Genomic DNA, 21,642 nt, shown 5'->3' with positions numbered 1-21,642 from the left:
TAACTTACGCAAGCGTAGGTCACGACCGGCACCCCCGCCAGCCAAGATCAGGCGATGGTCGGTCGGAGGTCCGCCGCCGGCGGCTGCCAGACCTCCGGTACCGCCCCCACCTGCTCACCCGAGCGGATGTCCTTCACCTCGTCACCGATCCCGTCCACCCCGGGGAACCAGACGTACGGGATGCCGCGCCGCTCTGCGTACCGGATCTGCTTGCCGTACTTCGCCGCCGACGGCGACACCTCGGTCGGAATGCCCCGTCGGCGCAGCGCGTCGGCGATCCGGTTGCTCTCCGGTCGGCGCTCCTCGTCCGCCAGCGCCACCAGCACACAGGTCGGCACGCTCCGGGAGATCGACAGTGCGCCCGCCCCGAACAGCAGCCCGAGCAGCCGGGTCACCCCGATCGAGATGCCCACTCCGGGGAACCGGGCGTTGCCGTCGCTGGCGAGGTTGTCGTACCGGCCACCGGAGCTGACCGACCCGAAGCGCTCGTACCCGCGCAGCTGGGTCTCGTAGACGGTGCCGGTGTAGTAGTCCAGACCCCGGGCGATCCGCAGGTCGGCGACGCAGAGCCCGGGGGCGTGCGCGACGGCGTTCTCCATCACCGCCACCAGCTCGGCCAGGCCCTCGTCCAGCAGCGGATCGGTCACCCCCAACGCCTGGACCGCCTCGGCGAACGACGGGTCCGGCGCGGCGATCTCGGCCAGCGCCAGGCACGCCTTGGCCTGCGCCTCGGTCGCCCCGGCGGTCTCGGCCAGCAGCGCCGCCACCCGGTCCGGGCCGATCCGGTCGAGCCGGTCGACGGCACGCAGCGCCGCCAGCGGGTCGGCCAGCCCGAGCCCCCGGTAGAAGCCCTCCAGGATCTTGCGGTTGTTCACCTGGACCAGGATCGGCAGCCGGCCGTCGGAACCGCCCAGCGGCAGGCCGCCGAGCGCGTCGCCGAGCACCAGCGGGATCTCCGCCTCGTGGTGCGACGACAGGGTGTCCCGGTCCACGATGTCGATGTCGGCCTGGAGGAACTCCCGGTAGCGCCCCTCCTGCGGGCGCTCGCCCCGCCAGACCTTCTGGATCTGGTAGCGCCGGAACGGGAACTGCAACCGGCCGGCGTTCTCCAGCACGTACCGGGCGAACGGCACGGTCAGGTCGAAGTGCAGGCCCAGGGCGCCCTCACCGGAGGGCGGCGCACCCTCCTCCTGGAGCCGGCTGATCAGGTAGACCTCCTTCGAGGTCTCCCCCTTGCGCAGGAGTTGGTCCAACGGCTCCACCGCGCGGGTCTCCAGCGGGGCGAAGCCGTACAGCTCGAAGGTGTTCCGGATCCGGTCGACGACGTACTGCTCGATCATCCGCTGGGGCGGCGCCCACTCGGGGAAGCCGGAGATCGGGGTTGGCTTGCTCATGATGCTCCTGTCGGATCTCGCGCGAGACGCGCGAGCGGAATTACCAGCCTCGGGTGGGCGCGACCCGGTGCGGCCCGTCTAGGTCCGCGACCTCGATCAGGTACGGGTTGCTCGCCCGCTCACGGCCGATGGTGGTCGTGGGGCCGTGGCCGGGCAGCACGACGGTGTCGTCGGCGAGCGGAAGGATCTTTTCCCGCAGGCTCGTCACCATGGTCGGCAGGCTGCCACCCGGCAGGTCGGTGCGGCCGATCGACCCGGCGAACAGCACGTCGCCGGAGAGACAGATCTGCTCCGCCGCCCAGTCCGCGCCCGGCGGAAGGGACAGGTCGGACCGGAGAGCCGAGCCCGCGCCCGGCAGCCGGAACAGCACCGACCCGCCGGTATGGCCCGGCGCGTGGTCGACGGTGATCTCCAACCCGGCCAGCGCCAGGGTGGCCCCGTCGGTCAGTTCGGCCACGTCCTCCGGCTCGGTGTACGGCAGCCGACCGCCGAAGAGCTGGGTCAGGTCCATCGAGAGCGCCTTGGCCGGATCGGCGAGCAGTTCCCGGTCGCTCGGATGGACGTACGCGGTGATCCCCCGGGCGCCGCAGACGGGCGCGACCGAGAAGGTGTGGTCGAGATGACCATGGGTCAACAGGACGGCGGCCGGCTGCAGCCGATGCTCCGCCAGCAGGGCGTCGAGGCGATCCAGTACCCCGATGCCGGGGTCGACGACGACACACTGTTCCCCCGGCGCGGTCGCCACCACATAACAGTTGGTGCCGAAGGCGTCCGCGGGAAAGCCGGCGAGGAGCACGTCCGCTCCCTCCCACTCGACGGTTGGCTCCGGCCAACCCTATCGGGCGACCGGCCGGCCGACGCGCCCCACACCAGCACCCCCACACCGACGCCCTGGCGCGGTCCGGACTTGGGGGCTGGATCGGCCCGAGACGGACCGCTGCGGGGCAGCCCGGGGCAGATCAGGAGACACAGTGATAATCTCCGATGGCTTCGGAGTGACCTCGTACAACACTTTCCCAGCGGGTACCCGTACACTCTGGCGGGCGTGTGGCGTGGCGCACTTGACGCCGGGGCGGTGGAACCCGCCGTGGGCCACGACGCCCGGAGCACGACAACCAGAGTAAGACGACGACCAGGGGCACATGGAAAGGGGAGCGCGGGTGGCTTCCAGCAGGGACCGGCAGCGCAAACTGGCGCGGGCCAAGCTCGACCGGCAGATGGCCCGGCGGGCGGCTTCCGCCCGGCGCAAGCGGCAGGTCCGGGCCGGGATCGGCTCCGCCGTCGCGCTGCTGCTGATCGTGCTCGGGTCGTTCTGGGCGCTCGGCGGGTTCGACAACGAGCCCACGGACGACACCGCCACCTCGGAGGTGTGCACCTGGAGTTCGCAGGACGCCCAGGCCAACACGAGCCTCAAGGACGTCGGCGTTCCACCCACCACCAACCCGCCCACCACCGGCACCCAGCCGATGACGATCACGACCAACCAGGGTGCCCCGGTGACCGTGGACCTGGACCTGGTCGCCGCGCCCTGCGCCGGCGCCAGCTTCGCCCACCTGGCCGGCAAGGCGTTCTTCGACAACACCAAGTGCCACGAGATCACCGCCGAGGGGGCGGTCCGCTGCGGCGACCCGACCGGCACCGGGCAGGGTGGTCCGGCGTACACCTTCTTTAGCGAGAACGTCCCCAACGCGCCCGCGCCGGACCCCTCGGCGACCCCGTCCACGAGCGCCACCCCGGCCACGGACGCGTCCGCCAGCCCCTCGGCCAGCGCGCCCCCCGGGACGGCACCGCAATACCCCGCCGGCACGGTCGCGTTGATCGGAAACCCGCCCGGCGCGAACGGCAGCCAGTTCCTGATCTTCTTCAAGGACTTCACCACGGCCGAGCCCCGGTACCCGGTCATCGGCAAGGTGACCGCCGGACTCGACGTGATCAAGAAGGTCGGCGCCGCGGAAACCATGGACAATGGTTCTGGCGAGCTGACCAAGCCGAAGACCGACGTGGTGATCCAGAGCCTCACCGTGGGTGAGCCGGCGTCGGGCGACCCGACGGCGGTGCCGTCGGCCGCAACGCCGTCGGCGGCCCCCTCGGGCAGTCCGACGGTCGCCGGACAGCCGTAGCACCCAGAGCACAACACCCGCAGCCGCGGACGGAGCCGCGCTGTACATAGTCCAGGAGGAGCCACCGTGACGACCACCAGAGAGCGGCAACGCGCCGCCGCGCGGGCAAAGCTGGAGCGGGAGATGGCCGAGCGGGCCACCGCGGCCCGCAAGCGCCGTCAACTGCAGGCCAGCATCGGGGCGGGGGTGGCGCTGCTGCTGGTGGTCGCGGGCACCGTGTGGCTGGTGGTGAGCCTGGGAGACGACAAGGACACCACGAACCAGGCCGGCGGCGCGACCTGCGCCTGGACCGAGATCCCGGCCGAACAGCGCAACGCGGCGACCAAGGACGTCGGGTTGCCGCCGACCTCGGCGAAGAACACCGGCAGCCAGACGATGACGATCGACACCGGCCTGGGGCCGATCACCGCGAAGCTGACCCTGGGCAACGTGCCGTGCACTGCGGCCAGCTTCACCCACCTCGCCGACAAGAAGTTCTTCGACAACACCAAGTGCCACCGGCTGGTCACCCAGGGGCTCCAGGTGCTGCAGTGCGGCGACCCGAGCGTCACCGGCACCGCCTGGAAGGAGACCGACGGCACCGGCGGTCCGACGTACCGGTTCGCCGAGGAGAACCTGCCGACGGACAAGCGCCCGCCGTACCCGGCGGGTGTGATCGCGATGGCGAACTCCGGTCAGCCGGGCACCACCGGCAGCCAGTTCTTCATCGTGTACGGCGACTCGCAGCTGCCCGCCTCGTACACGGTGCTCGGTACGGTCACCGGTGGCCTGGACCTGGTCGCACAGGTCGGCGCGGCCGGTGACGACGGTGCCTTCGCCCAGCAGGCCGGCGGCGGCCACCCGAAGAAGGAAGTACTGATCAAGTCGCTGACCATGAGCGCCCCGGTCGGCTGACCCCACACCGCAACGACACGGCGCCGCGCCGCCCCCGTCCAGGGGTGGCGCGGCGCCGTCGTTTCCGGTCCGGAGGCGGGCGAGACGCTCGCCGGCTGGTGTGTGGCGCCTGACGAGCGGTTCGGTCAGGCGCCCGAGGTGACCCGGTAGGCGTCGAAGACGCCGTCCACCTTGCGTACCGCGGCGAGCAGGTGACCCAGGTGCTTCGGGTCGGCCATCTCGAAGCTGAACCGGCTCACCGCGACCCGGTCCCGGGTGGTGGTGACCGTGGCGGACAGGATGTTGACTCGCTCGTCGGAGAGCACCCGGGTGACGTCCGCCAGCAACTTGTGTCGGTCGAGCGCCTCGACCTGGATCGCCACCAGGAACGTCGACGCGGAGGTGAGCCGCCAGCTCACCTCGACGACCCGCTCGGTCTGCGCCTTGAGGTCCTCGGCGTTCGCGCAGTCGTCGCGGTGCACGCTCACCCCGCCGGACCGGGTCACGAAGCCGAACACGCTGTCCGGCGGTACCGGTGTACAGCAGCGGGCGAGCTTGATCCACACGTCGCTGACGCCCCGGACCACCACGCCCGGGTCGCTGGTGCCACCGCTGCGGCGCGGCGGGCGGGTGGCGACGGCCGTCTCGGCGAGGTCCTCGGCGGCACCCTCCTCGCCGCCGTACCCGGCCATCAGGCGCTGGACCACCGACTGGGCGGAGACCTGGCTGTCGCCGACCGCCGCGTAGAGCGAGGCGACATCGGCCAGGTGCAGGTCCCGGGCGATGGTCATCAGGTTGTCCGAGGTCAGCATCCGCTGCAACGGCATACCCTGCTTGCGCATCGCCTTGACGATCGAGTCCTTGCCGGCCTCGATCGCCTCCTCGCGGCGTTCCTTGTTGAAGTACTGCCGGATCTTCGTCCGGGCCCGGGGGCTCTTGACGAAGCCCAGCCAGTCCTGGGTCGGGCCGGCGGTGTCGGACTTCGACGTGAAGATCTCGATCACGTCGCCGTTGGACAGCGTCGACTCCAGCGGCACCAGCTTGCCGTTCACCCGGGCACCGATGCACTTGTGCCCGACCTCGGTGTGCACCGCGTAGGCGAAGTCCACCGGGGTCGAGGCGGTCGGCAGCGGGATCACGTCACCCTTGGGGGTGAAGACGTAGACCTCCTGGCTGGAGAGGTCGAAGCGGAGCGCGTCCAGGAACTCGCTCGGATCTGCCGCCTCGCGCTGCCAGTCCAGCAGTTGCCGCAGCCACGTCATCTCGTCGATGTGGGCCGGCGGGCCGACTACCGTCTCGCCCTTCTTCTCCTTGTACTTCCAGTGCGCGGCGATGCCGAACTCGGCCGTCCGGTGCATCGCGTACGTCCGGATCTGCATCTCGACCGGCTTGCCGCTCGGCCCGATGACCGTGGTGTGCAGCGACTGGTACATGTTGAACTTCGGCATCGCGATGTAGTCCTTGAACCGGCCCGGTACCGGCTGCCAGTTCGCGTGGATCACCCCGAGCGCCGCGTAGCAGTCCCGCACCGTGTCGACCAGGATGCGTACGCCGACCAGGTCGTAGATGTCGTTGAAGTCCCGACCCCGGACGATCATCTTCTGGTAGATCGAGTAGAGGTGCTTGGGTCGACCGGTGGTCTCCGCCTTGATCTTGGCGGCCTTGAGGTCGACCTGCACCTTCTGGGTCACCTGCCGGAGCAGTGCCTCCCGCTGCGGCTGGTGCTCGCCGATCAGCCGGTTGATCTCCTCGTACCGCTTCGGGAAGAGGTTGGCGAAGGCCAGGTCCTCCAGCTCCCACTTGATCGTGTTCATACCGAGCCGGTGCGCCAGCGGCGCCAGGATCTCCAGCGTCTCCTTGGCCTTCTGCTCCCGCTTGGCCAGCGGCAGGAAGGTCAGGGTGCGCATGTTGTGCAGCCGGTCGGCCAGCTTGATCACCAGGACCCGTGGGTCCTTGGCCATCGCCACGACCATCTTGCGGATCGTCTCCGCCTTCGCGGCATCGCCCAGCTTCACCTTGTCGAGCTTGGTGACGCCGTCCACCAGCAGGGTCACCTCGGGACCGAAGTCGACCTTCATCTGGTCGAGCCCGTAGTCGGTGTCCTCGATCGTGTCGTGCAGCAGTGCCGCGACCAGAGTGGTGGTGTCCATGCCCAGGTTCGCCAGGATCGTGGCCACCGCGAGCGGATGGGTGATGTAGGGATCGCCGGACTTCCGGTACTGCCCGGAGTGCCAGCGGGCGGCCATGTCGAAGGCGCGTTGCAGCAGCCGCGCGTCGGCCTTGGGGTGGGACGCGCGGTGCGTCGCGATGAGCGGCTCCAGCACCTCACTCACCTGAGGGGTCTGCCAGGGCGCGTTGAACCGCGCCAACCGGGCCCGGACCCGACGCCCGGTGGGCGCGTTGGCCAGGGCGAAGCTCGACGTCGGCGGTACGGCTCCGGTGCCCGCCATGGCGGCGAGAGAGCCGTCGGCACCCGACTCGGGGTCGACGACGAGCCGGCCGACGGGATCGGAGAGCGGGACGGCGACGACACCGGGGGCGACGACACCGAGGCCGGCACCGACCACCGTGGTAGCGGCGGTGGAACCGGCCAGGCCAGCGCTCGCGACCGGGACGGCGGGACCGGCACCGGTTGACGCGGAACCGACCGCAGCACCGCCGGCACCACCCGATCCGGAACTCCGGTCGACGGCCTGCTCCACGGCTCCGGTGGTGGTGGTCCGGTCCGTCGACGCCGGAGCGCCACCGGGCCGGCTCGGCCCGTTCGCCGGAGTCTGAACCCCATCGGCCCTGGTCGCACCGTCAGCGGGACCATCCGCATCGTTGGTGGGATGCACCGTACCCTCCGCCGGAGGGGCGACATCGTGGGACACCGGCCTCCTCAACACCTCGCCGGGAATGAGCCGACCGTAGCCGGTCGACCCGGTCCTGCGCCAGTCACGGGCAGCTCACCCGCGTCCGACCACGAAGGGCAATCGTACCCGCACCAGCCGCCGGACGACCGCCCTCCGGACGTACGGATCGGTCGAGCCGGTCAACGGTGATTAAACGGTTAAGAGGGCGTGAACCGGTCGTGGATCGAGCCGTGCCCGACCGTTCAGGAAGCCCAGTTCCAGCAGCACACTGAACCCGGCCACCGTGCCGCCGGCCCGCTCCACCAGGTCGAGGGTCGCCTGGGCGGTCCCACCGGTGGCGAGCACGTCATCGACCACCAGCACCCGGTGCCCGGCGGTGAAGGCGTCCTGGTGCACCTCCAGGGTGGCCTCGCCGTACTCCAGGGCGTACGAGGCGGCGTAGGCGGCCCGGGGCAGCTTGCCGGCCTTACGCACCGGCACCACCCCGACCCCGGTGGCGTACGCGATCGCGGCGGCCACCACGAAGCCACGCGCCTCGATCCCGACCACCACGTCGAACGACTCCCGGCCGTGATGCTCGACGATTCCGTCGATCACCTCCCGGAAGACCGCCCCGTCCGCGAACAACGGCATGAGGTCCTTGAACGCGATGCCCGGTTTGGGGAAATCTGGCACGTCCAGCACCCGGCTCGCCACCAACTGCGCGGTGGCCGGGCCGCTGTCGCCACGTACCTCGGTAGGGGTCTCCGTCACAACTGCTTCCTTCCCGGGCAAGGCGCCCGACGGGCCACCGAAGTGGTCCGTCGGGCGCCTTGTGGTCCGTTCGTCCGGCTCAGCGCCGCTTGCCACCCGGCCGGTTACCGCCGCCGCCGGGGCGACCGCCCCGGGCACCGCCCGAGCGCTTGCCCGAGGGGCGGGCGCCGACCTTGGGCGCGGCGGCCGCCAAGGCGGTCGAGTCGGTCGCCGGTACCGGCGCCTCCTCCTCGCCCGGGGCCTCGGCCTGCTGCTCGACGACCGGCCGAGCCTGGCCGGGCTGCCGGGCCGGACGGCGCGTGGCCGAGGTGTCCCGACCGCCGCCGGCCCGCCGGGCCAGCACCCGCTGGGTGTGCGTCCGGATCCTCGGCTCCCGCTCCTTGAGCATGACCAGGAGCGGAGTCGCCAGGAAGATCGACGAGAAGAACGCCGCGCCCATACCGACGAAGAGCACCAGACCGAGGTCCTTCAGCGTGCCGGCACCGAGCAGACCGGCGCCGATGAACAGCAGGCCGCCGACGGGCAGCAGCGCCACGACCGAGGTGTTGATCGACCGCATCAGGGTCTGGTTCAGGGCCAGGTTGGACGCCTCGGCGTACGTCTGTGTGCTCCCCCCGGTGATGCCCCGGGTGTTCTCCTGGATCTTGTCGAACACCACGACCGTGTCGTACAGGGCGAAACCGAGGATGGTCAGGAAGCCCACGATGGTCGACGGGGTCACCTCGAAGCGCACCGCCGAGTAGATCCCGGCGGTGAGCACCAGGTCGAGCCCGAGCCCGACCACCGCGGCGATCGCCATCCGCAGCTCGAACCGGAGCACCAGATAGCCGGTGACCAGGACGAGGAAGATCACCAGACCGATCAACGCCCGCTGGGTGACCTGGGCGCCCCAGGCCGCGCTGACCCGGCTGTCACTGATGTCGTCGACCGAGATGTTCAGCTCGCTGGCGAGTGCGTTACGGACCTCGGTCGCCTGCGTCTGGTCCAGCGGCGAGGTCCGGAACAGGTACGTGTCGCTGCCGACCTGCTGGCCCGACACCACCTCCGCCGGCCCGTCCGGGGTCGTCTCGCCGACGAGCGCGGCGTGTACCGCGTCCTCGGCGTGTTGCATGGTGCCGACGCGGGTCGGCACCTGGAACTCGTTTCCGCCCTTGAACTCGATGCCCAGGATGAAGCCCTGGATCACGAAGCTCAGGATGGCCAACAGGACCAGGCCACCGGAAATGCTGAACCACAGCTTCCGGCGGGGAATGATCCGAAGACCGGCTTCACCGCGGTACAAGCGGCTGGCGAGACCACTTCTGCTCATCTCAGGCCTCCTTCACGCGGGTCTTGCCGGTCTGGCCGGTCGGCGTCTCGTCGTCCCGCGACTGCAACGCGCGCCCGAGTCCGCTGACCCGGGGCGAGAGGAACGCCGGGGTACGGGCGAACATCGTCATGATCGGATGCCGGAACAGGAAGACGACTACCAGGTCGAGGATGGTGGCCAGGCCGAGCGCGAAGGCGAAGCCCTGCACCGTACCGACCGAGACGAGATAGAGCACCACGGCCGCCATGATCGAGATGGCGTTCGCCGAGATGATCGTCCGACGGGCCCGTACCCAGGCGCGGGGCACCGCGCTGCGTGGACTTCGGCCGTCTCTGATCTCGTCTTTCAGGCGTTCGAAGTAGATGACGAACGAGTCCGCGGCGACACCGAGCGAGACGATGAAGCCTGCGATTCCGGCCAGCGTCAGGGTGAAGCCGATCTGCCGGCCGAGCAGCACCAGCGCGCCGAACACCAGCGCGGCGGAGAGCACCAGGCTGAGGAAGATCACCGAGCCGAGCAGCCGGTAGTAGAAGAACGCGTAGATGATGACCAGCAGCATGCCGACGCCCGCGGCGAGCAGGCCCGCCCGCAGGTGCTCGGTGCCCAGGGTGGCGGTGATGTTCTGCGCCTCCTGCGGCTGGAAGGTCAGCGGCAGGGCGCCGTACCGGAGCTGGCTGGCCAGTTCACTGGCCGAGGCGTTGGTGAAGCTGCCGGTGATCTGCGAGTCGCCGGTCAGCACGCCCTGGATCTCCGGGGAGGAGATGATCTGGTTGTCCAGTACGACCGCGACCCGGCACTTGCCGGTGCCGTTCTCGCCGAGGGCGCTGGCGTCACAGGCGCCGCCCTCGTTGTTGAACGCCTCCCGGGTCAGGTTGGTCCACTTGCTCTGACCGTCGCCGGTGAAGTCCAGGCTGACCACGTACTGGCTGCTGGTCTGGTCGAGCACCCCGTCCGCGTCCGCGACGTCGGTGCCCTCGACCTTGGCGACGTCCAGCAGGTTCTTGATCTGTCCGCTCTCGCAGGCCACCGCCTGCTGCTTCCCGTCCTTCACCGAGCCCGGGGGCCGCTGGTCCAACTTCTCGCAGGTGATCGTGGGGATGTTGAACTGCATCGCCGGGGGCAGGACCCGGATCTCCTGCGGCGTCAGGTCGGCGAACGGCTTGAGCTTCTCGGTGAGCGTCGGGTCCTGGCTGAAGTCCGCCGGCCCCTGCAGTGCGTTGGCGGCAGCCCAGGCGGCCGCGCCCACCTTCTGCTCCACCGCCGCCCGCTGGGCCGCCAGGGTCTGGTCGACCGGGGCGGCCGGGGTCGCGCTGGGCGTGGCGGTCGGCGTCGGTGCGGCGGACGCGCTCGCGGTCGGCGTGGGCGCCGGGGCGCCGCCGCCCTGTCCACCACCGGCACCCGCCGATGCGGTCACCGCCGGGTTGGGGGACCCGGTGGCGCCCGCGCTCGGGGTCGGGCTGCCGGAGGGAGCCGGGCTGCCGGACGGGTTGGCCGTCGGCGGGGGGGTCGTGCTGGGCGGCCCGCCGTCGGTGGTCTTGAGCACCTTGCGGAACCGCAACTCGGCCGCGGTGCCGACGTCGTCGAGGTCGGCGTTCTGGCCGGGTACGGAGATCACGATGTTGCGGTTGCCCTCGGTGACCACCTCGGCCTCGGCGACGCCCCGACCGTCGACCCGTGCCTGGATGATCTCCCGGGCCCGCTCCAGCGATCCGGCCGGGGGCGCCTCGCCCGCCTCGGTCGTCGCCTCCAGGGTCATCCGGGTACCGCCGATGAGATCCAGGCCGAGCTTCGGCTCGAGCCGGTCCATCCAACCGCCCTTGGCGCCTGCGGCGAAGAACACCAAGAGGTAGAGGACGGTGAAGATCAACCCAAGTACGGCCAGTTGCCGCCCGGGCCGCATCTGTCCCTGAGGTGGTGCCACGGCTGTCCTGTCTCCCTGCGCGGTTCGGCCGCTAGTGGTGGGCGGCGAGTCGGGGCGCCGGCCTGTCCGGCGACGTGCTTACCTCACCGGTGGGCAGCCCCACCGGCTTGGCTATCTATTATCTTCGATGCCAAACCCATCCCGTCACGCGGGTGGTCATTCCTTGACTTCGACCTCGTCCTGCACCGTCTCGACCCGCTCCACGGGCTTGATGACCCGGGCGATCGCCGGCCGCGCGTACCGGGTCTGCACCCCAGGTGCGACCTCGAGCATCACGGTCTCGTCGTCCACTCCGGTGACCGTGCCGTAGAGCCCGCCGATGGTGACCACCTCGTCGCCCGCGCCGATCGACCGCTGCATCTGCTCGGCCTCGCGGCGCTTCCTCTGCTGCGGGCGGATCATCATGAAGTACATGACGCCGAAGAGCAGGACAATCATGAGGATCGGCATGAAACTGCCGGGCCCGCCACCGCTTTGTGCTGCCAAAGGCACTGTTATGACCTTCCCATCGGCCTCGTCACGGCATCGGTATGCCGGAGCGGAGGCAGGATCTCACGTCCTGTACAAACCGCGGCGAGTCTAGTCCCTGCACCTGAGAACACCGAATGCGGCACAGATCACGTTCGGGTCACACCTCCTGGGAGCCTCCGGAGAAGAGGTCGGGCGTCGACGGCATAGCCGCCCCAAATGTACCATTCGGTGGCGTACGCCCCAAGTGTCGCCAAGCCGCCTCGGTCGCCACCCGCCCCCGGGGCGTACGGGCGAGCAGCCCGGCCCGGACCAGGAAGGGCTCGCACACCTCCTCGACCGTGTCCGGCTGCTCCCCCACCGCCACGGCCAGGGTGGAGAGGCCGACCGGGCCACCCCGGAACGAGTCGACCAGGGCGGTCAGCACGGCCTTGTCCAGCCGGTCCAGCCCCAGCTCGTCCACGTCGTAGACGTGCAGGGCGGCCCGCGCGGTCTCCAGCGTCACGGTCCCGTCGGCCCGCACCTCGGCGAAGTCCCGCACCCGGCGGAGCAGCCGGTTGGCGATCCGCGGCGTGCCCCGCGACCGCCCGGCGATCTCCGCCGAACCGTCCTCGGTCACCGGCACCCGGAGGATCCGCGCGGACCGCTGGATCAGCACGTCCAGCTCCGCGGGGGTGTAGAAATCGAGGTGCGCCACGAAGCCGAAGCGGTCCCGCATCGGACCCGTCAGCAGCCCGGACCGGGTGGTCGCGCCGACCAGGGTGAACGGCTCGACGTCCAGCGGGATCGCCGTCGCACCCGGCCCCTTGCCGACGATCACGTCGACCCGGAAGTCCTCCATCGCGCTGTAGAGCAGTTCCTCGGCCGGCTTCGCGATGCGATGGATCTCGTCGATGAACAGCACGTCGCCCTCGCCGAGGCTGGTCAGGATCGCGGCGAGGTCGCCGGAGCGCTCGATCGCCGGACCGCTGGTGACCCGGATCCCCGCGCCCAGCTCGGCGGCGACGATGTTGGCGAGGGTGGTTTTGCCGAGTCCAGGGGGCCCGGACAGCAGGATGTGGTCCGGCGGGGTGCCCCGGCCCATCGCGCCACGCAGCAGCAGGTCGAGCTGGTCGCGTACCCGGTGCTGGGCGATGAACTCGGCCAGCCGCTTCGGGCGTACGGTCGCCTCGGCGTCCAGCTCGGCATCGCTGGCGTACGCCGAGACGAGCCCCTCGTGGTCGGTCACGGCCGGCTCGCCACCCGGGCGGTGATCCTGTTCCGTTCCGTCATCGGGTCTTGCCCAGCAGTCGGATGGCCTGCTTCAACAGCACCGGTACCGGCGGGGTCTCACCCTCGATGCCCTCGGCGACCACCGCGACCGCCTGGTCCGCCTGCGCGGCCGTCCAGCCGAGCCCGACCAGCGCCTGCCGTACCTGGTCCGGCCAGGCCCCGGCGGTGACACCGGCCGCGCCGTCCGGGCCGATGGCGACCGGGCCGATCCGGTCACGCAACTCCAGTACCAGCCGTTCGGCGCCCTTCTTGCCGATCCCGGGCACCCGGGTCAGGGCGCCGGTGTCGGCGTTGGCGATCGCCTTGCGCACCGTGTCCGGGGAGTGCACGGCGAGGACCGCCTGGGCCAGCCGGGGACCGACGCCGCTGGCGGTCTGGAGCAGCTCGAAAAGCTGCTTCTCCTCGTCGTCGGCGAACCCGTACAGGGTGAGCGAGTCCTCCCGGACGACCAGGCTGGTGGCCAGCCGGGCGGGTGAACCGACCCGGAGCCCGGCCAGGGTGCCCGGCGCGCACTGCACCGCGAGCCCGACGCCGCCGACCTCGATCACGGCACCGTCCGGGGACAGCCCGGCGACCACTCCCCGCACACTGGCGATCATCCCGTTCCTCCCTGTCGCTTCGCGGCCGACCGTTGGGCCGCCACCCGCTGCCGGACGGCACTGGCCGCCGCCGCGAGCCGGGCCCGCGTGCCGCCCCGCCAGATGTGGCAGATGGCCAGCGCCAGCGCGTCGGCCGCGTCGGCGGGCCGGGGTGGCGCGTCCAACCGCAGCAGCCGGGTGACCATGGCCATCATCTGTGCCTTGTCGGCCTGGCCGGAGCCGGTCACCGCCGCCTTCACCTCGCTCGGGGTGTACGTCTGCACCGGCAGCCCGGCCCGGGCCCCCGCGAGTACGGCCACCGCACTCGCCTGTGCGGTGCCCATCACGGTCCGCACGTTGTGCTGGCTGAACACCCGTTCCACCGCCACGCTCTCCGGCCGGTATTCCGCCACCAGTCGGGCCAGTTCGGTGTCGAGGTGCAGCAGCCGCAGCGGCAGCTCCTCGTCGGGCTCCGTGTAGATGACGTGGTAGGCGACCAGGGTGCACGGCCGGCCGGGCACGCCCTCGACCACGCCGACCCCACACCGGGTCAGCCCCGGGTCGACGCCGAGCACCCGCACGCCGCCCCCTCCCCCTGCCGCCGCACGTACGTGTGTTCGACACCCTACTGGCCTGCGCCGACCCGCACCCAGGCGACACGCCCGTCCCGATCATCCGGCGCCCGGCCCGGTCCCGACCCGACCCCGGCCGGCCAGCCACCACATAGCCCGGCGTCGGAGTATGTGTCCGGCGCCCATGTGCCACCGCCCGGATGGCTCGTAGCTTCTTGCGCCATGACGGTAGAAGCCGGGCGGGGTGACCAGCCCGCGCAGTGGCGGGAGCACGAGCCCGAGGCATCGGATCCGACGGACGTCGACAGGCCCGCCGGTACGGCCCGGCACCACCCGGTCCCGCGCGACGCGGCTCCGCATTCCGGTACGCCCCGTGCGGCGGCCCCCCGCGAGGCCACCTCCGGCGACGCGGCTCCGGGTGTCGTCCGGCTCGACCTGTCGGGTCGGACCGCGCTGGTCACCGGCGGCGGCAGCGGGATCGGTCGGGCCTGCGCCGTCCGGCTCGCCGCGGCCGGCGCGGCGGTCACCGTGGTCGACCGGGACACCGAGCGGGCCGAGGCCGTCGCGGCCGAGATCGGCGGCCGGGCGATCGGGGTGGACCTGTCCGACCCGAGGGCGGCCGGCGACATCGACGCCGAGGTGGACATCGTCGTCAACAACGCCGGCCTGCAACACGTCGCCCCGGTCGACGAGTTCCCACCGGAACGCTTCAGTCACCTGCACCGGGTGATGGTGGAGGCACCGTTCCTGATCGTCCGACGGGCCCTGCCGCACATGTACGCCCGGGGCTGGGGCCGGGTGGTCAACATCTCCTCGGTGCACGGACTGCGCGCCTCGCCGTACAAGGCCGCGTACGTCTCGGCGAAGCACGCCCTGGAGGGGCTCTCCAAGGTCGTCGCCCTGGAGGGGGCCGCGCACGGGGTCACCGCCAACTGCATCAACCCGGCGTACGTGCGTACGCCGCTGGTCGAGGGGCAGATCGCCGCACAGGCGAGCAACCACGGGATCGCCGAGAGCGAGGTGATCGAGCGGATCATGCTCGCCCGGGCGGCGATCAAACGGCTGATCGAACCGGAGGAGGTCGCCGAGCTGCTCGCGTACCTCTGCTCGCCGGCCGCGGCGTTCATCACCGGCGCCTCGATTCCCGTCGACGGGGGCTGGACGGCGAACTGAGTGGGCTACTCCCGCAGAATGGACGCCGTGTCCTCGCCGATCGAGTTTCTGGAGCTGTTGGCCCGGGAGGCCGCTCCGATCGAGTTCGAAGGGCCGCTGGTCGCCGCCCGGGCCGCCGGTGTCCCCGCCGAGCGGCTCGGTGAGCTGGAACAGGCGAAGGTGGTGGCGCTGCGGGTCAGGGCGCTGCTGGAACGGCGCCGACGCCGCGAGGCGGAACTCTCCGGCCTGTACGACACCGCGAGCGACCTGGCCGGGCTGCGGGACTCCGACGCCGTACTGCGGGCGATCGTGCGTCGGGCCCGGCACCTGCTCGGCACCGACGTGGCGTACATGACGCTGGTCGACGACGAGCGCGGCGACACGTACATGCGGGTCACCGACGGCTCCATCTCGGCCCGGTTCCAGGGGCTCCGGCTGCCGATGGGGGCGGGCCTGGGCGGCCTGGTGGCCCAGACCGGCAGCCCGTACGCCACCGCGAACTACCCAGAGGACGCCCGGTTCCACCACACCGGCGAGATCGACGCCGGGGTGGGCGAGGAGGGCCTGGTCGCCATCCTCGGGGTGCCGCTGCGGCTCGGATCGAGCGTGATCGGGGTGCTCTACGCCGCCAACCGGTCGGCCCGGCCGTTCGCCCGCGAGGAGGTGGCCCTGCTGCTCTCGCTGGCCGCGCACGCGGCGGTGGCGATCGACACCGCCCGGTTGCTCGCCGAGACCCAGGCGGCGCTGGCGGAACTCTCCGCCGCCAACTCGACGATCCAGGCGCACAGCGCGTCGGTGGAGCGGGCCGCCGCCGCGCACGACCGGATGACCGCGCTGGTGCTGCGCGGTGGCGGGGTCGAGGACGTCGCGGCGGCGGTGACCGAGGTGCTGGGCGGGGCACTGTTGGCGCTGGACGCCGAGGGCCGGACGCTGGCCCGGGTCGGCGAGATCGACGAGCCGGAGCGGGGCGCGCTCGACGAGGCCGTCGTCGCCTCCCGTACCGAGGGACGCAGCGTACGCCGGGGTGGTCTCTGGTACGCGGCCGTGGTCGCCGGGGCGGAGAACCTCGGTGCGCTGCTGTTGCGCCCCGACGAGGAACTGGTCGACGCCGACCAGCGGATCCTGGAGCGGGCCGCACTGGTCACCGCGCTGCTGCTGCTGTTCCGGCAGACGGTCGCCGATGCCGAGGGGCGGGTCCGGGGCGAGTTGCTGGACGACCTGATCGCCCGGCCGGTGCGCGACGTGGCGGCACTGCGTGGCCGGGCCCGCCGGCTGGGCGTGGACCTGGACGCTCCGCACGTACTCGTCGCGGTGGGCGACGACGCGATGGCCGGCAGCGCCTCGGTCCGGCAGCGGGTGACGTCGTGGGCCACCACGTACGCCTCGACCCGTGGCGGCCTGGCCGCGGCCCGGGACGGCCGGGTGGTGCTGATGCTGCCGGGGGCGGATGCCGGAACCGCCGCCCGGACGGTGGTCCGGGACCTGTCCCGGGTGCTCGGGCGGCCGGTCACCGCCGGGGCCGGCGGATCGGTGGCCGGCGTCGCGTCACTGGCCGGTGCGGCCGTGGAGGCGGACCGGTGCCTGACCGCGCTCCGGGCCCTGGGCCGGTCCGGGGAGGGCGCGAGCAGTGCCGAACTCGGTTTCGTCGGGTTGCTGCTCGGCGCGGTCGAGTCCGGTGGCGACCGGGAGGTGGCCCGGTTCCTGACCGACACGGTCGGGCCGGTGGTCGACTACGACGCGCGCCGGGGCACCGCGCTGGTGAAGACGCTGGAGGCGTACTTCGGGGTCGGTGGCAGCCTGGCCCGGGCCGCGGAGTTGCTGCACGTACACGTGAACACGGTGACGCAGCGGCTGGATCGGGTCGGCCAGCTGCTCGGCCCGGAGTGGCAGAAGCCGGAACGGGCCCTGGAGGTGCAGCTCGCGCTGCGCCTGCACAAGCTGCGCAACCAGCCGCCGGGCTGACCTCGCCGGCCGGCGACGATGATGCCGGCTCAGCGTGCGGCGATGCCGGCGATCACGGCGTCGACGATCCGGGCCGGCAGGTCCCGCTCGTCCAGGTCGGGCTGGGCCCGCAGCAGCCGCTGCATCAGCAGCGGCGCGGTCAGCAGCGCGACGGTGAGTTCGGGGTCGAGGTCGTCCCGCAACTCGCCGAGTTCGACGCCCCGGCGCAGCACCTCGCGGAGCATCCGCCGCCGTGGCTCGACCAGCTCCTGGTAGAGCCGGTACTGCTCCGGGCTGCGGTTCATCATCGGCATCAGACAGGGCATGATCTTGCTGACCCGGGGGTCGGGGTTGTGCCCCGACATCCCGACCAGCGCGATCAGGTCCTCCCGGACGGACTGGCCCGGAGGCTCCGGCGGCGGTGGCTTCAGCCGACGCAGCGCGTCGTGAAGCAGGGCCTCCTTGCCGGGCCAGCGACGGTAGATGGTCGCCTTGCCGACCCCGGCCCGGGTGGCGATCGCCTCGATCGAGAGCGCCTCGATGGTGCTGCCCTCGGCGAGCAGGTCGATCGCCGACTCCAGGATCGCCTCGTCCGCGCGGATGCTCCGCGGGCGCCCTGGCGCCCGCGGAGCATCCATCGTTTCGGTCACGTCAACCATTGTCGCTCAGTAGTTACGCCGCGACGAGTTCGGGATCGGCCACCGGCTCCGGCGGCAGCACCTTCGCCTCGTCCGCACGGCTGGGCATCCAGCGCAGCACCACCAGGATGCCGAGGGCGGCGAAGACCGCCGAGAGTCCCGCGGCCCAGTGCATGGCCGAGACGAAGGCGTCGTTGGCCGCGCTCAGCACCGGCTGGCCCGCCGGGCCGAGCCGCTCGGCGACCGCGTACGCCCCGGAGACCGACTCGGTGGCCGCGTCCCGGACCGGCGCCGGCAGTGCCTGCGCCGCCGGTTCCATCTGCTCGCGGTAGACCCCGGAGAGTACGGAGCCGAGCACCGCGACGCCGAGCGCACCGGCGACCTGGCGGACGGTGTTGCTGACCGCCGAGCCCACTCCGGCCTTCTCCCGGGGCAGCGCCGACATGATCGACTCCGTTGCCGGCGGCATGATGTTGGCCATGCCGACGCCCTGGAAGAAGAAGATCGCCCCGACGATCCAGATCGGGGTCGTCTCGGTGGCGAAGGCGAACGCGGCGAGCGCCCCGGCGGTCAACAGCAGCCCGACCAGCGCCACCGCCCTGCCGCCGTACCGCTTGACCATCGCCGCGCTACGGGGCGCGAAGACCAGTTGGGCGGCCGCGAACGGCAGGAACAGCAGGCCGGTCTCCAGCGGGCTGTAGCCACGGACGAGTTGCAGGTAGAACGAGCTGAAGAACATCACGCCCATGGCGGCGAAGAAGACCAGCCCGATCACCGCGACCGGGGCGGCGAACCGGGGTACCCGGAACAGCCGTACGTCCAGCGACGGGTAGGCGACGCGCCGCTCCCAGGCGACGAACGCACCCAGCACCGCCAGGCCACCGATGATCGAGACCCAGACCAGCGGACGACCGAAGCCGTGCTCGCCGCCGTCGATGATCCCGTACGACAGGGCGACCAGCCCGATCACCGAGAGCAGTACGCCGATCACGTCGATCCGGCCGGGCTTCGGGTCCCGCGAGTCGGGCACCAGCAGCGCCACCGCGATCACACCGAGCACCACCACCGGGACGTTGATCAGGAAGACCGAGCCCCACCAGTAGTTCTCCAGCAGCAGTCCGCCCAGCACGGGGCCGATCGCCACGCCGAGGCCGATCGCGCCGGCCCAGACCCCGATGGCGCGTCCGCGCTCCTTCGGGTCGAAGACGTTGGAGATGATCGACAGCGTCACCGGCATCACGGCCGCGGCACCGAGGCCCATCAGGGCACGGGCCCCGACCAGTTGTCCCGGGGTCTGCGCGTACGCCGACAGCAGTGAGGCCAGCCCGAAGACGGCCAGGCCGACCATCAGGAACCACTTGCGCCCGTACCGGTCACCGAGGACGCCGAACGTGAAGAGCAGGCCGGCGAAGACCAGCGTGTACGAGTTGATCGACCATTCCAACTGGCCCTGGCTGGCGCCGAGGCCGTGCACCGGGTCGGCGAGGGTCCGCAGTGCGACGTTCAGGACCGTGTTGTCCAGCACGATGACCAGCAGGCTGACCACGAGTACGCCGAGAATCGCCCAGCGCCTCGGGTGCCCGGTGTTTTCGGATAATTCCATGCCTTTGTTGTCCCCCCGACACCCCGCCTCGCCGATTCCGGCGGCGGGGAAGATTTCTTGTTCGCACCGACGATAACGAGAAGAGAACCGAAACGACACCGTCTCGTATCGTATTGTGAGCCGCCTCACCCGAAGCCGGAACCCAGGTGTGCGAGAGGCGCTACGCGGTGATCCCGCAGAGCGCGGAGACCAGGTGCAGGCGCTCCTCGCCCGGGTCGGCGAGCGGCGGCAGCAGGAGGGTCGGGATGCCGACCTCGACCGCCGCGCCGTCGTAGCCGGAGCGGTCACCGACCATCAGCGCCGCGCCGGGCTTGACCCCGAGTTCCGCCAGCGCGATCCGGAAGATCGCGGGATCCGGCTTCTGTACCCCGTGCTCGTACGAGAGCACGAAACTGTCGACGTACCCGTTCAGCCCGGCCGCCGCGAACACCGGTCGCAGGTCGAAGTGGATGTCGCTGATCACGCCGATCCGGATCCCGGCTCCGGCCAGGGCGGCCAGGGTCGGCGCGACGTCGGGCGCGAACGGGTTCTCGGCCGGGTCGGACTCGACCTCGTACAGCGCCTCCGCCAGCCGACCCGGGATGCCGGCGGCGGCGAACAACCGGTCGTAGCTCTCCCGGTGCCGCGCGACGGACCGGTCCGCCCCCACCTCGGCCTGGACGACCTCCGGCTGCCGGAACGCGGCCAGCAGCGCCGCCTCGATCCGCGCCACCTCCGACGGTGCGGTGTCCAGCCCGGCTCGGCGAAGCGACCGCTCGACCCAGACCGTCAGCGGTGGCGTGTAGACGAGCGTGCCCCGCCAGTCCAGGAGCACGGCGCTGATCGACGGCAACGGTCCTCCCCCGAAACGTCGGATACGCGTACCACGCCCGACGGGCGCAAGGTCTGTCACGCTACCCGGCGGGCGTCGAGGCGAGACGGGGCGCGAGAGCCGGCATCACCCGACCATCCTGTTCGGCAGTGATCAACCGACGCAGGGAGAGCGCGACCGCCGAGGCCGCCAGGCAGCCGCAACTCACCAGCACGATCCAGAGCCCACCCAGTCCGGCGTGCAGGAGCGGGCCGGCGCTGACCGGAGCAACGACGCCGGAGATACCCCAGACCATCGAGGCCAGCGCGTTGTAGCGGCCCCGGAGCGCATCGGTGGCCAGTGCGTTGACCAGCGCGGGGCTGGTCGGTGACAGCAACGTCTCGCCGACCGCGAAGATCGCGCCAAAGGCGATCACTCCCAACGCGCTGACGATCGCGCTGTCCATGTCGATCACGGCGGCGAGGCCGAGGACCAGCCAGGCCGCGGCGAAGACGGCACCGACGACGGCGAGTGCGGTCGTACGGCTGCGCCCCTGCATCTTCTTGAGGACGAACAACTGCGCTACCACGATCACGAGTGTGTTCGCGGTGAAGGCATACCCGATGATCTGTGGGGTCACCCCGACGGTCTCGGTGGCGAAGCCGGTGAAGCCGACCTCCATCTGTGCATAGCCGGAGACCGTCAGCAGCACGCTGAAGACGATCAGTCGCCGGAACGGCCGGTGCCGCAGCACGACCGCCCATCCCCGGTTCCTCCGGCCCGCGTCGGCGTCGGCCGGATTCGGCTCGACCAGACGCCGCCCCACCCGGGGCATGGAGAGCAGCAGCAGGAACGGCGCGAGGTAGCAGACCATGTCGATCAGGTAGATCAGCTGGAAGGTGCGGGGCGAAGCCACCTGCACGATCGAGCCCGAGACGGCCGATCCGACGCCGATGCCGAGGTTGAGGAGCGTGAACTGGAGCCCGAAGACATTCTGCCGCTCCGCGTCGGTGGTGAGCGAGGTCAGCAGCGTGTTCTGGCCGGCCCAGATCACCCCGGCGCCCATGGAGGCCAGCGTCAACGCGATCCAGGCGTGCCAGACCTCGGTCACCAGCGCCAGCCCGCCGACGCCCGCCGCCTCGATCAGCAGCGCCGGCAGCACGATCCGACGGGCGCCGAGCCGGTCGATCAGCGTGCCGCCCAGCGGCGCGATCAGGAGCGCGCACAGGCCGAACCAGCCGATGAGCAGACCCACGGTCGTGGCGTCGAACTGCCGGACCTCGGTGAGGTAGATGAAGAGAAAAGGGAGCGTGAGCCCGCGGCCGATGGCCGAGAAGATCGTGCCGACCAGGAGCCGGCGCGCCTCGGGGCGGCTGGGCAGGGCGCTACGCAACATCCGGCGA

17 protein-coding genes and 1 pseudogene are annotated in these 21,642 nt (G+C 71.3%); 4 read left to right on the top strand and 14 right to left on the bottom strand.

The window, feature by feature from the left end; genetic code table 11:
• Positions 1–47 precede the first annotated feature (47 nt).
• Positions 48–1,394, bottom strand: a complete 1,347-nt coding sequence (gene hisS / locus H4W31_RS22540; RefSeq protein ID WP_192768465.1) for a histidine--tRNA ligase — start codon at positions 1,392–1,394, stop codon at positions 48–50.
• Between the two features lie 40 nt (positions 1,395–1,434).
• Complete coding sequence (locus H4W31_RS22535) at positions 1,435–2,190, bottom strand: MBL fold metallo-hydrolase (RefSeq protein ID WP_192768464.1); 756 nt, start codon at positions 2,188–2,190, stop codon at positions 1,435–1,437.
• A 364-nt stretch (positions 2,191–2,554) separates the two neighbouring features.
• Here H4W31_RS22535 and H4W31_RS22530 point away from each other — a divergent pair, with 364 nt between their 5' ends.
• On the top strand, positions 2,555–3,514 hold the full coding sequence (locus H4W31_RS22530) for a peptidylprolyl isomerase (protein ID WP_192768463.1): 960 nt from the start codon (positions 2,555–2,557) through the stop codon (positions 3,512–3,514).
• Positions 3,515–3,580: 66 nt separating this feature from the next.
• Complete coding sequence (locus H4W31_RS22525) at positions 3,581–4,408, top strand: peptidylprolyl isomerase (RefSeq protein ID WP_192768462.1); 828 nt, start codon at positions 3,581–3,583, stop codon at positions 4,406–4,408.
• Positions 4,409–4,533: 125 nt separating this feature from the next.
• Here the strand turns inward: H4W31_RS22525 and H4W31_RS22520 are convergent.
• The 8 genes and pseudogenes from H4W31_RS22520 to ruvC form a co-directional block, all read right to left on the bottom strand.
• A pseudogene (locus H4W31_RS22520) lies at positions 4,534–6,807 on the bottom strand (RelA/SpoT family protein); the annotation flags it as partial.
• Between the two features lie 624 nt (positions 6,808–7,431).
• Complete coding sequence (locus H4W31_RS22515) at positions 7,432–7,995, bottom strand: adenine phosphoribosyltransferase (RefSeq protein WP_192768461.1); 564 nt, start codon at positions 7,993–7,995, stop codon at positions 7,432–7,434.
• A gap of 79 nt (positions 7,996–8,074) precedes the next feature.
• Positions 8,075–9,304 (bottom strand): protein translocase subunit SecF, encoded by a 1,230-nt coding sequence (gene secF, locus H4W31_RS22510; RefSeq protein WP_192768460.1) that lies wholly within the window; start codon positions 9,302–9,304, stop codon positions 8,075–8,077.
• Position 9,305: 1 nt separating this feature from the next.
• Positions 9,306–11,225, bottom strand: a complete 1,920-nt coding sequence (gene secD / locus H4W31_RS22505; RefSeq protein ID WP_192768459.1) for a protein translocase subunit SecD — start codon at positions 11,223–11,225, stop codon at positions 9,306–9,308.
• 156 nt (positions 11,226–11,381) lie between these two features.
• Positions 11,382–11,675, bottom strand: coding sequence for a preprotein translocase subunit YajC (gene yajC, locus H4W31_RS22500; protein ID WP_264084197.1), 294 nt, complete (start codon positions 11,673–11,675; stop codon positions 11,382–11,384).
• Positions 11,676–11,853: 178 nt separating this feature from the next.
• Entirely contained in the window at positions 11,854–12,921 is a 1,068-nt protein-coding gene (ruvB, locus tag H4W31_RS22495; RefSeq protein WP_192768457.1) for a Holliday junction branch migration DNA helicase RuvB, read from the bottom strand.
• A gap of 40 nt (positions 12,922–12,961) precedes the next feature.
• Positions 12,962–13,564, bottom strand: coding sequence for a Holliday junction branch migration protein RuvA (gene ruvA / locus H4W31_RS22490; RefSeq protein WP_192768456.1), 603 nt, complete (start codon positions 13,562–13,564; stop codon positions 12,962–12,964).
• Positions 13,561–14,124, bottom strand: a complete 564-nt coding sequence (gene ruvC, locus H4W31_RS22485) for a crossover junction endodeoxyribonuclease RuvC (protein ID WP_192768455.1) — start codon at positions 14,122–14,124, stop codon at positions 13,561–13,563. The genes ruvA and ruvC overlap by 4 nt, the downstream gene beginning before the upstream one ends.
• A gap of 426 nt (positions 14,125–14,550) precedes the next feature.
• Between ruvC and H4W31_RS22480 the strand changes: the two genes are divergently transcribed.
• Both H4W31_RS22480 and H4W31_RS22475 read left to right on the top strand, forming a co-directional pair.
• Positions 14,551–15,288 (top strand): 3-hydroxybutyrate dehydrogenase, encoded by a 738-nt coding sequence (locus H4W31_RS22480; protein WP_192772314.1) that lies wholly within the window; start codon positions 14,551–14,553, stop codon positions 15,286–15,288.
• 18 nt (positions 15,289–15,306) lie between these two features.
• Positions 15,307–17,229, top strand: a complete 1,923-nt coding sequence (locus H4W31_RS22475; RefSeq protein ID WP_192768454.1) for a helix-turn-helix domain-containing protein — start codon at positions 15,307–15,309, stop codon at positions 17,227–17,229.
• A 29-nt stretch (positions 17,230–17,258) separates the two neighbouring features.
• On the opposite strand, the gene H4W31_RS22470 is transcribed toward H4W31_RS22475, so the two are convergent.
• From H4W31_RS22470 to H4W31_RS22455, 4 genes are all read right to left on the bottom strand, one after another.
• Positions 17,259–17,867 carry a TetR/AcrR family transcriptional regulator gene (locus H4W31_RS22470; protein ID WP_192768453.1) on the bottom strand — a complete coding sequence of 203 codons (609 nt, stop codon included), beginning with the start codon at positions 17,865–17,867 and terminating at the stop codon, positions 17,259–17,261.
• Between the two features lie 13 nt (positions 17,868–17,880).
• Positions 17,881–19,449 (bottom strand): MFS transporter, encoded by a 1,569-nt coding sequence (locus H4W31_RS22465; protein WP_192768452.1) that lies wholly within the window; start codon positions 19,447–19,449, stop codon positions 17,881–17,883.
• A gap of 160 nt (positions 19,450–19,609) precedes the next feature.
• Positions 19,610–20,281 carry an HAD family hydrolase gene (locus H4W31_RS22460; protein WP_225945633.1) on the bottom strand — a complete coding sequence of 224 codons (672 nt, stop codon included), beginning with the start codon at positions 20,279–20,281 and terminating at the stop codon, positions 19,610–19,612.
• Between the two features lie 61 nt (positions 20,282–20,342).
• Complete coding sequence (locus tag H4W31_RS22455; protein ID WP_192768451.1) at positions 20,343–21,635, bottom strand: MFS transporter; 1,293 nt, start codon at positions 21,633–21,635, stop codon at positions 20,343–20,345.
• Between the last annotated feature and the right edge of the window lie 7 nt (positions 21,636–21,642).

The organism is Plantactinospora soyae (assembly GCF_014874095.1).
Lineage (GTDB): Bacteria > Actinomycetota > Actinomycetes > Mycobacteriales > Micromonosporaceae > Plantactinospora > Plantactinospora soyae.
This window is presented reverse-complemented; position numbering and strand designations above follow the sequence as displayed.

What these genes read in the sequence shown, in the direction of transcription:
- hisS (WP_192768465.1), bottom strand. Translation starts at nt 1,394, where the DNA reads ATGAGCAAGCCAACCCCGATCTCCGGCTTCCCCGAGTGGGCGCCGCCC.
- secF (WP_192768460.1), bottom strand. Translation starts at nt 9,304, where the DNA reads ATGAGCAGAAGTGGTCTCGCCAGCCGCTTGTACCGCGGTGAAGCCGGT.
- yajC (WP_264084197.1), bottom strand. Translation starts at nt 11,675, where the DNA reads ATGCCGATCCTCATGATTGTCCTGCTCTTCGGCGTCATGTACTTCATG.
- ruvA (WP_192768456.1), bottom strand. Translation starts at nt 13,564, where the DNA reads ATGATCGCCAGTGTGCGGGGAGTGGTCGCCGGGCTGTCCCCGGACGGT.
- H4W31_RS22475 (WP_192768454.1), top strand. Translation starts at nt 15,307, where the DNA reads ATGGACGCCGTGTCCTCGCCGATCGAGTTTCTGGAGCTGTTGGCCCGG.
- H4W31_RS22470 (WP_192768453.1), bottom strand. Translation starts at nt 17,867, where the DNA reads ATGGTTGACGTGACCGAAACGATGGATGCTCCGCGGGCGCCAGGGCGC.
- H4W31_RS22465 (WP_192768452.1), bottom strand. Translation starts at nt 19,449, where the DNA reads ATGGAATTATCCGAAAACACCGGGCACCCGAGGCGCTGGGCGATTCTC.
- H4W31_RS22455 (WP_192768451.1), bottom strand. Translation starts at nt 21,635, where the DNA reads ATGTTGCGTAGCGCCCTGCCCAGCCGCCCCGAGGCGCGCCGGCTCCTG.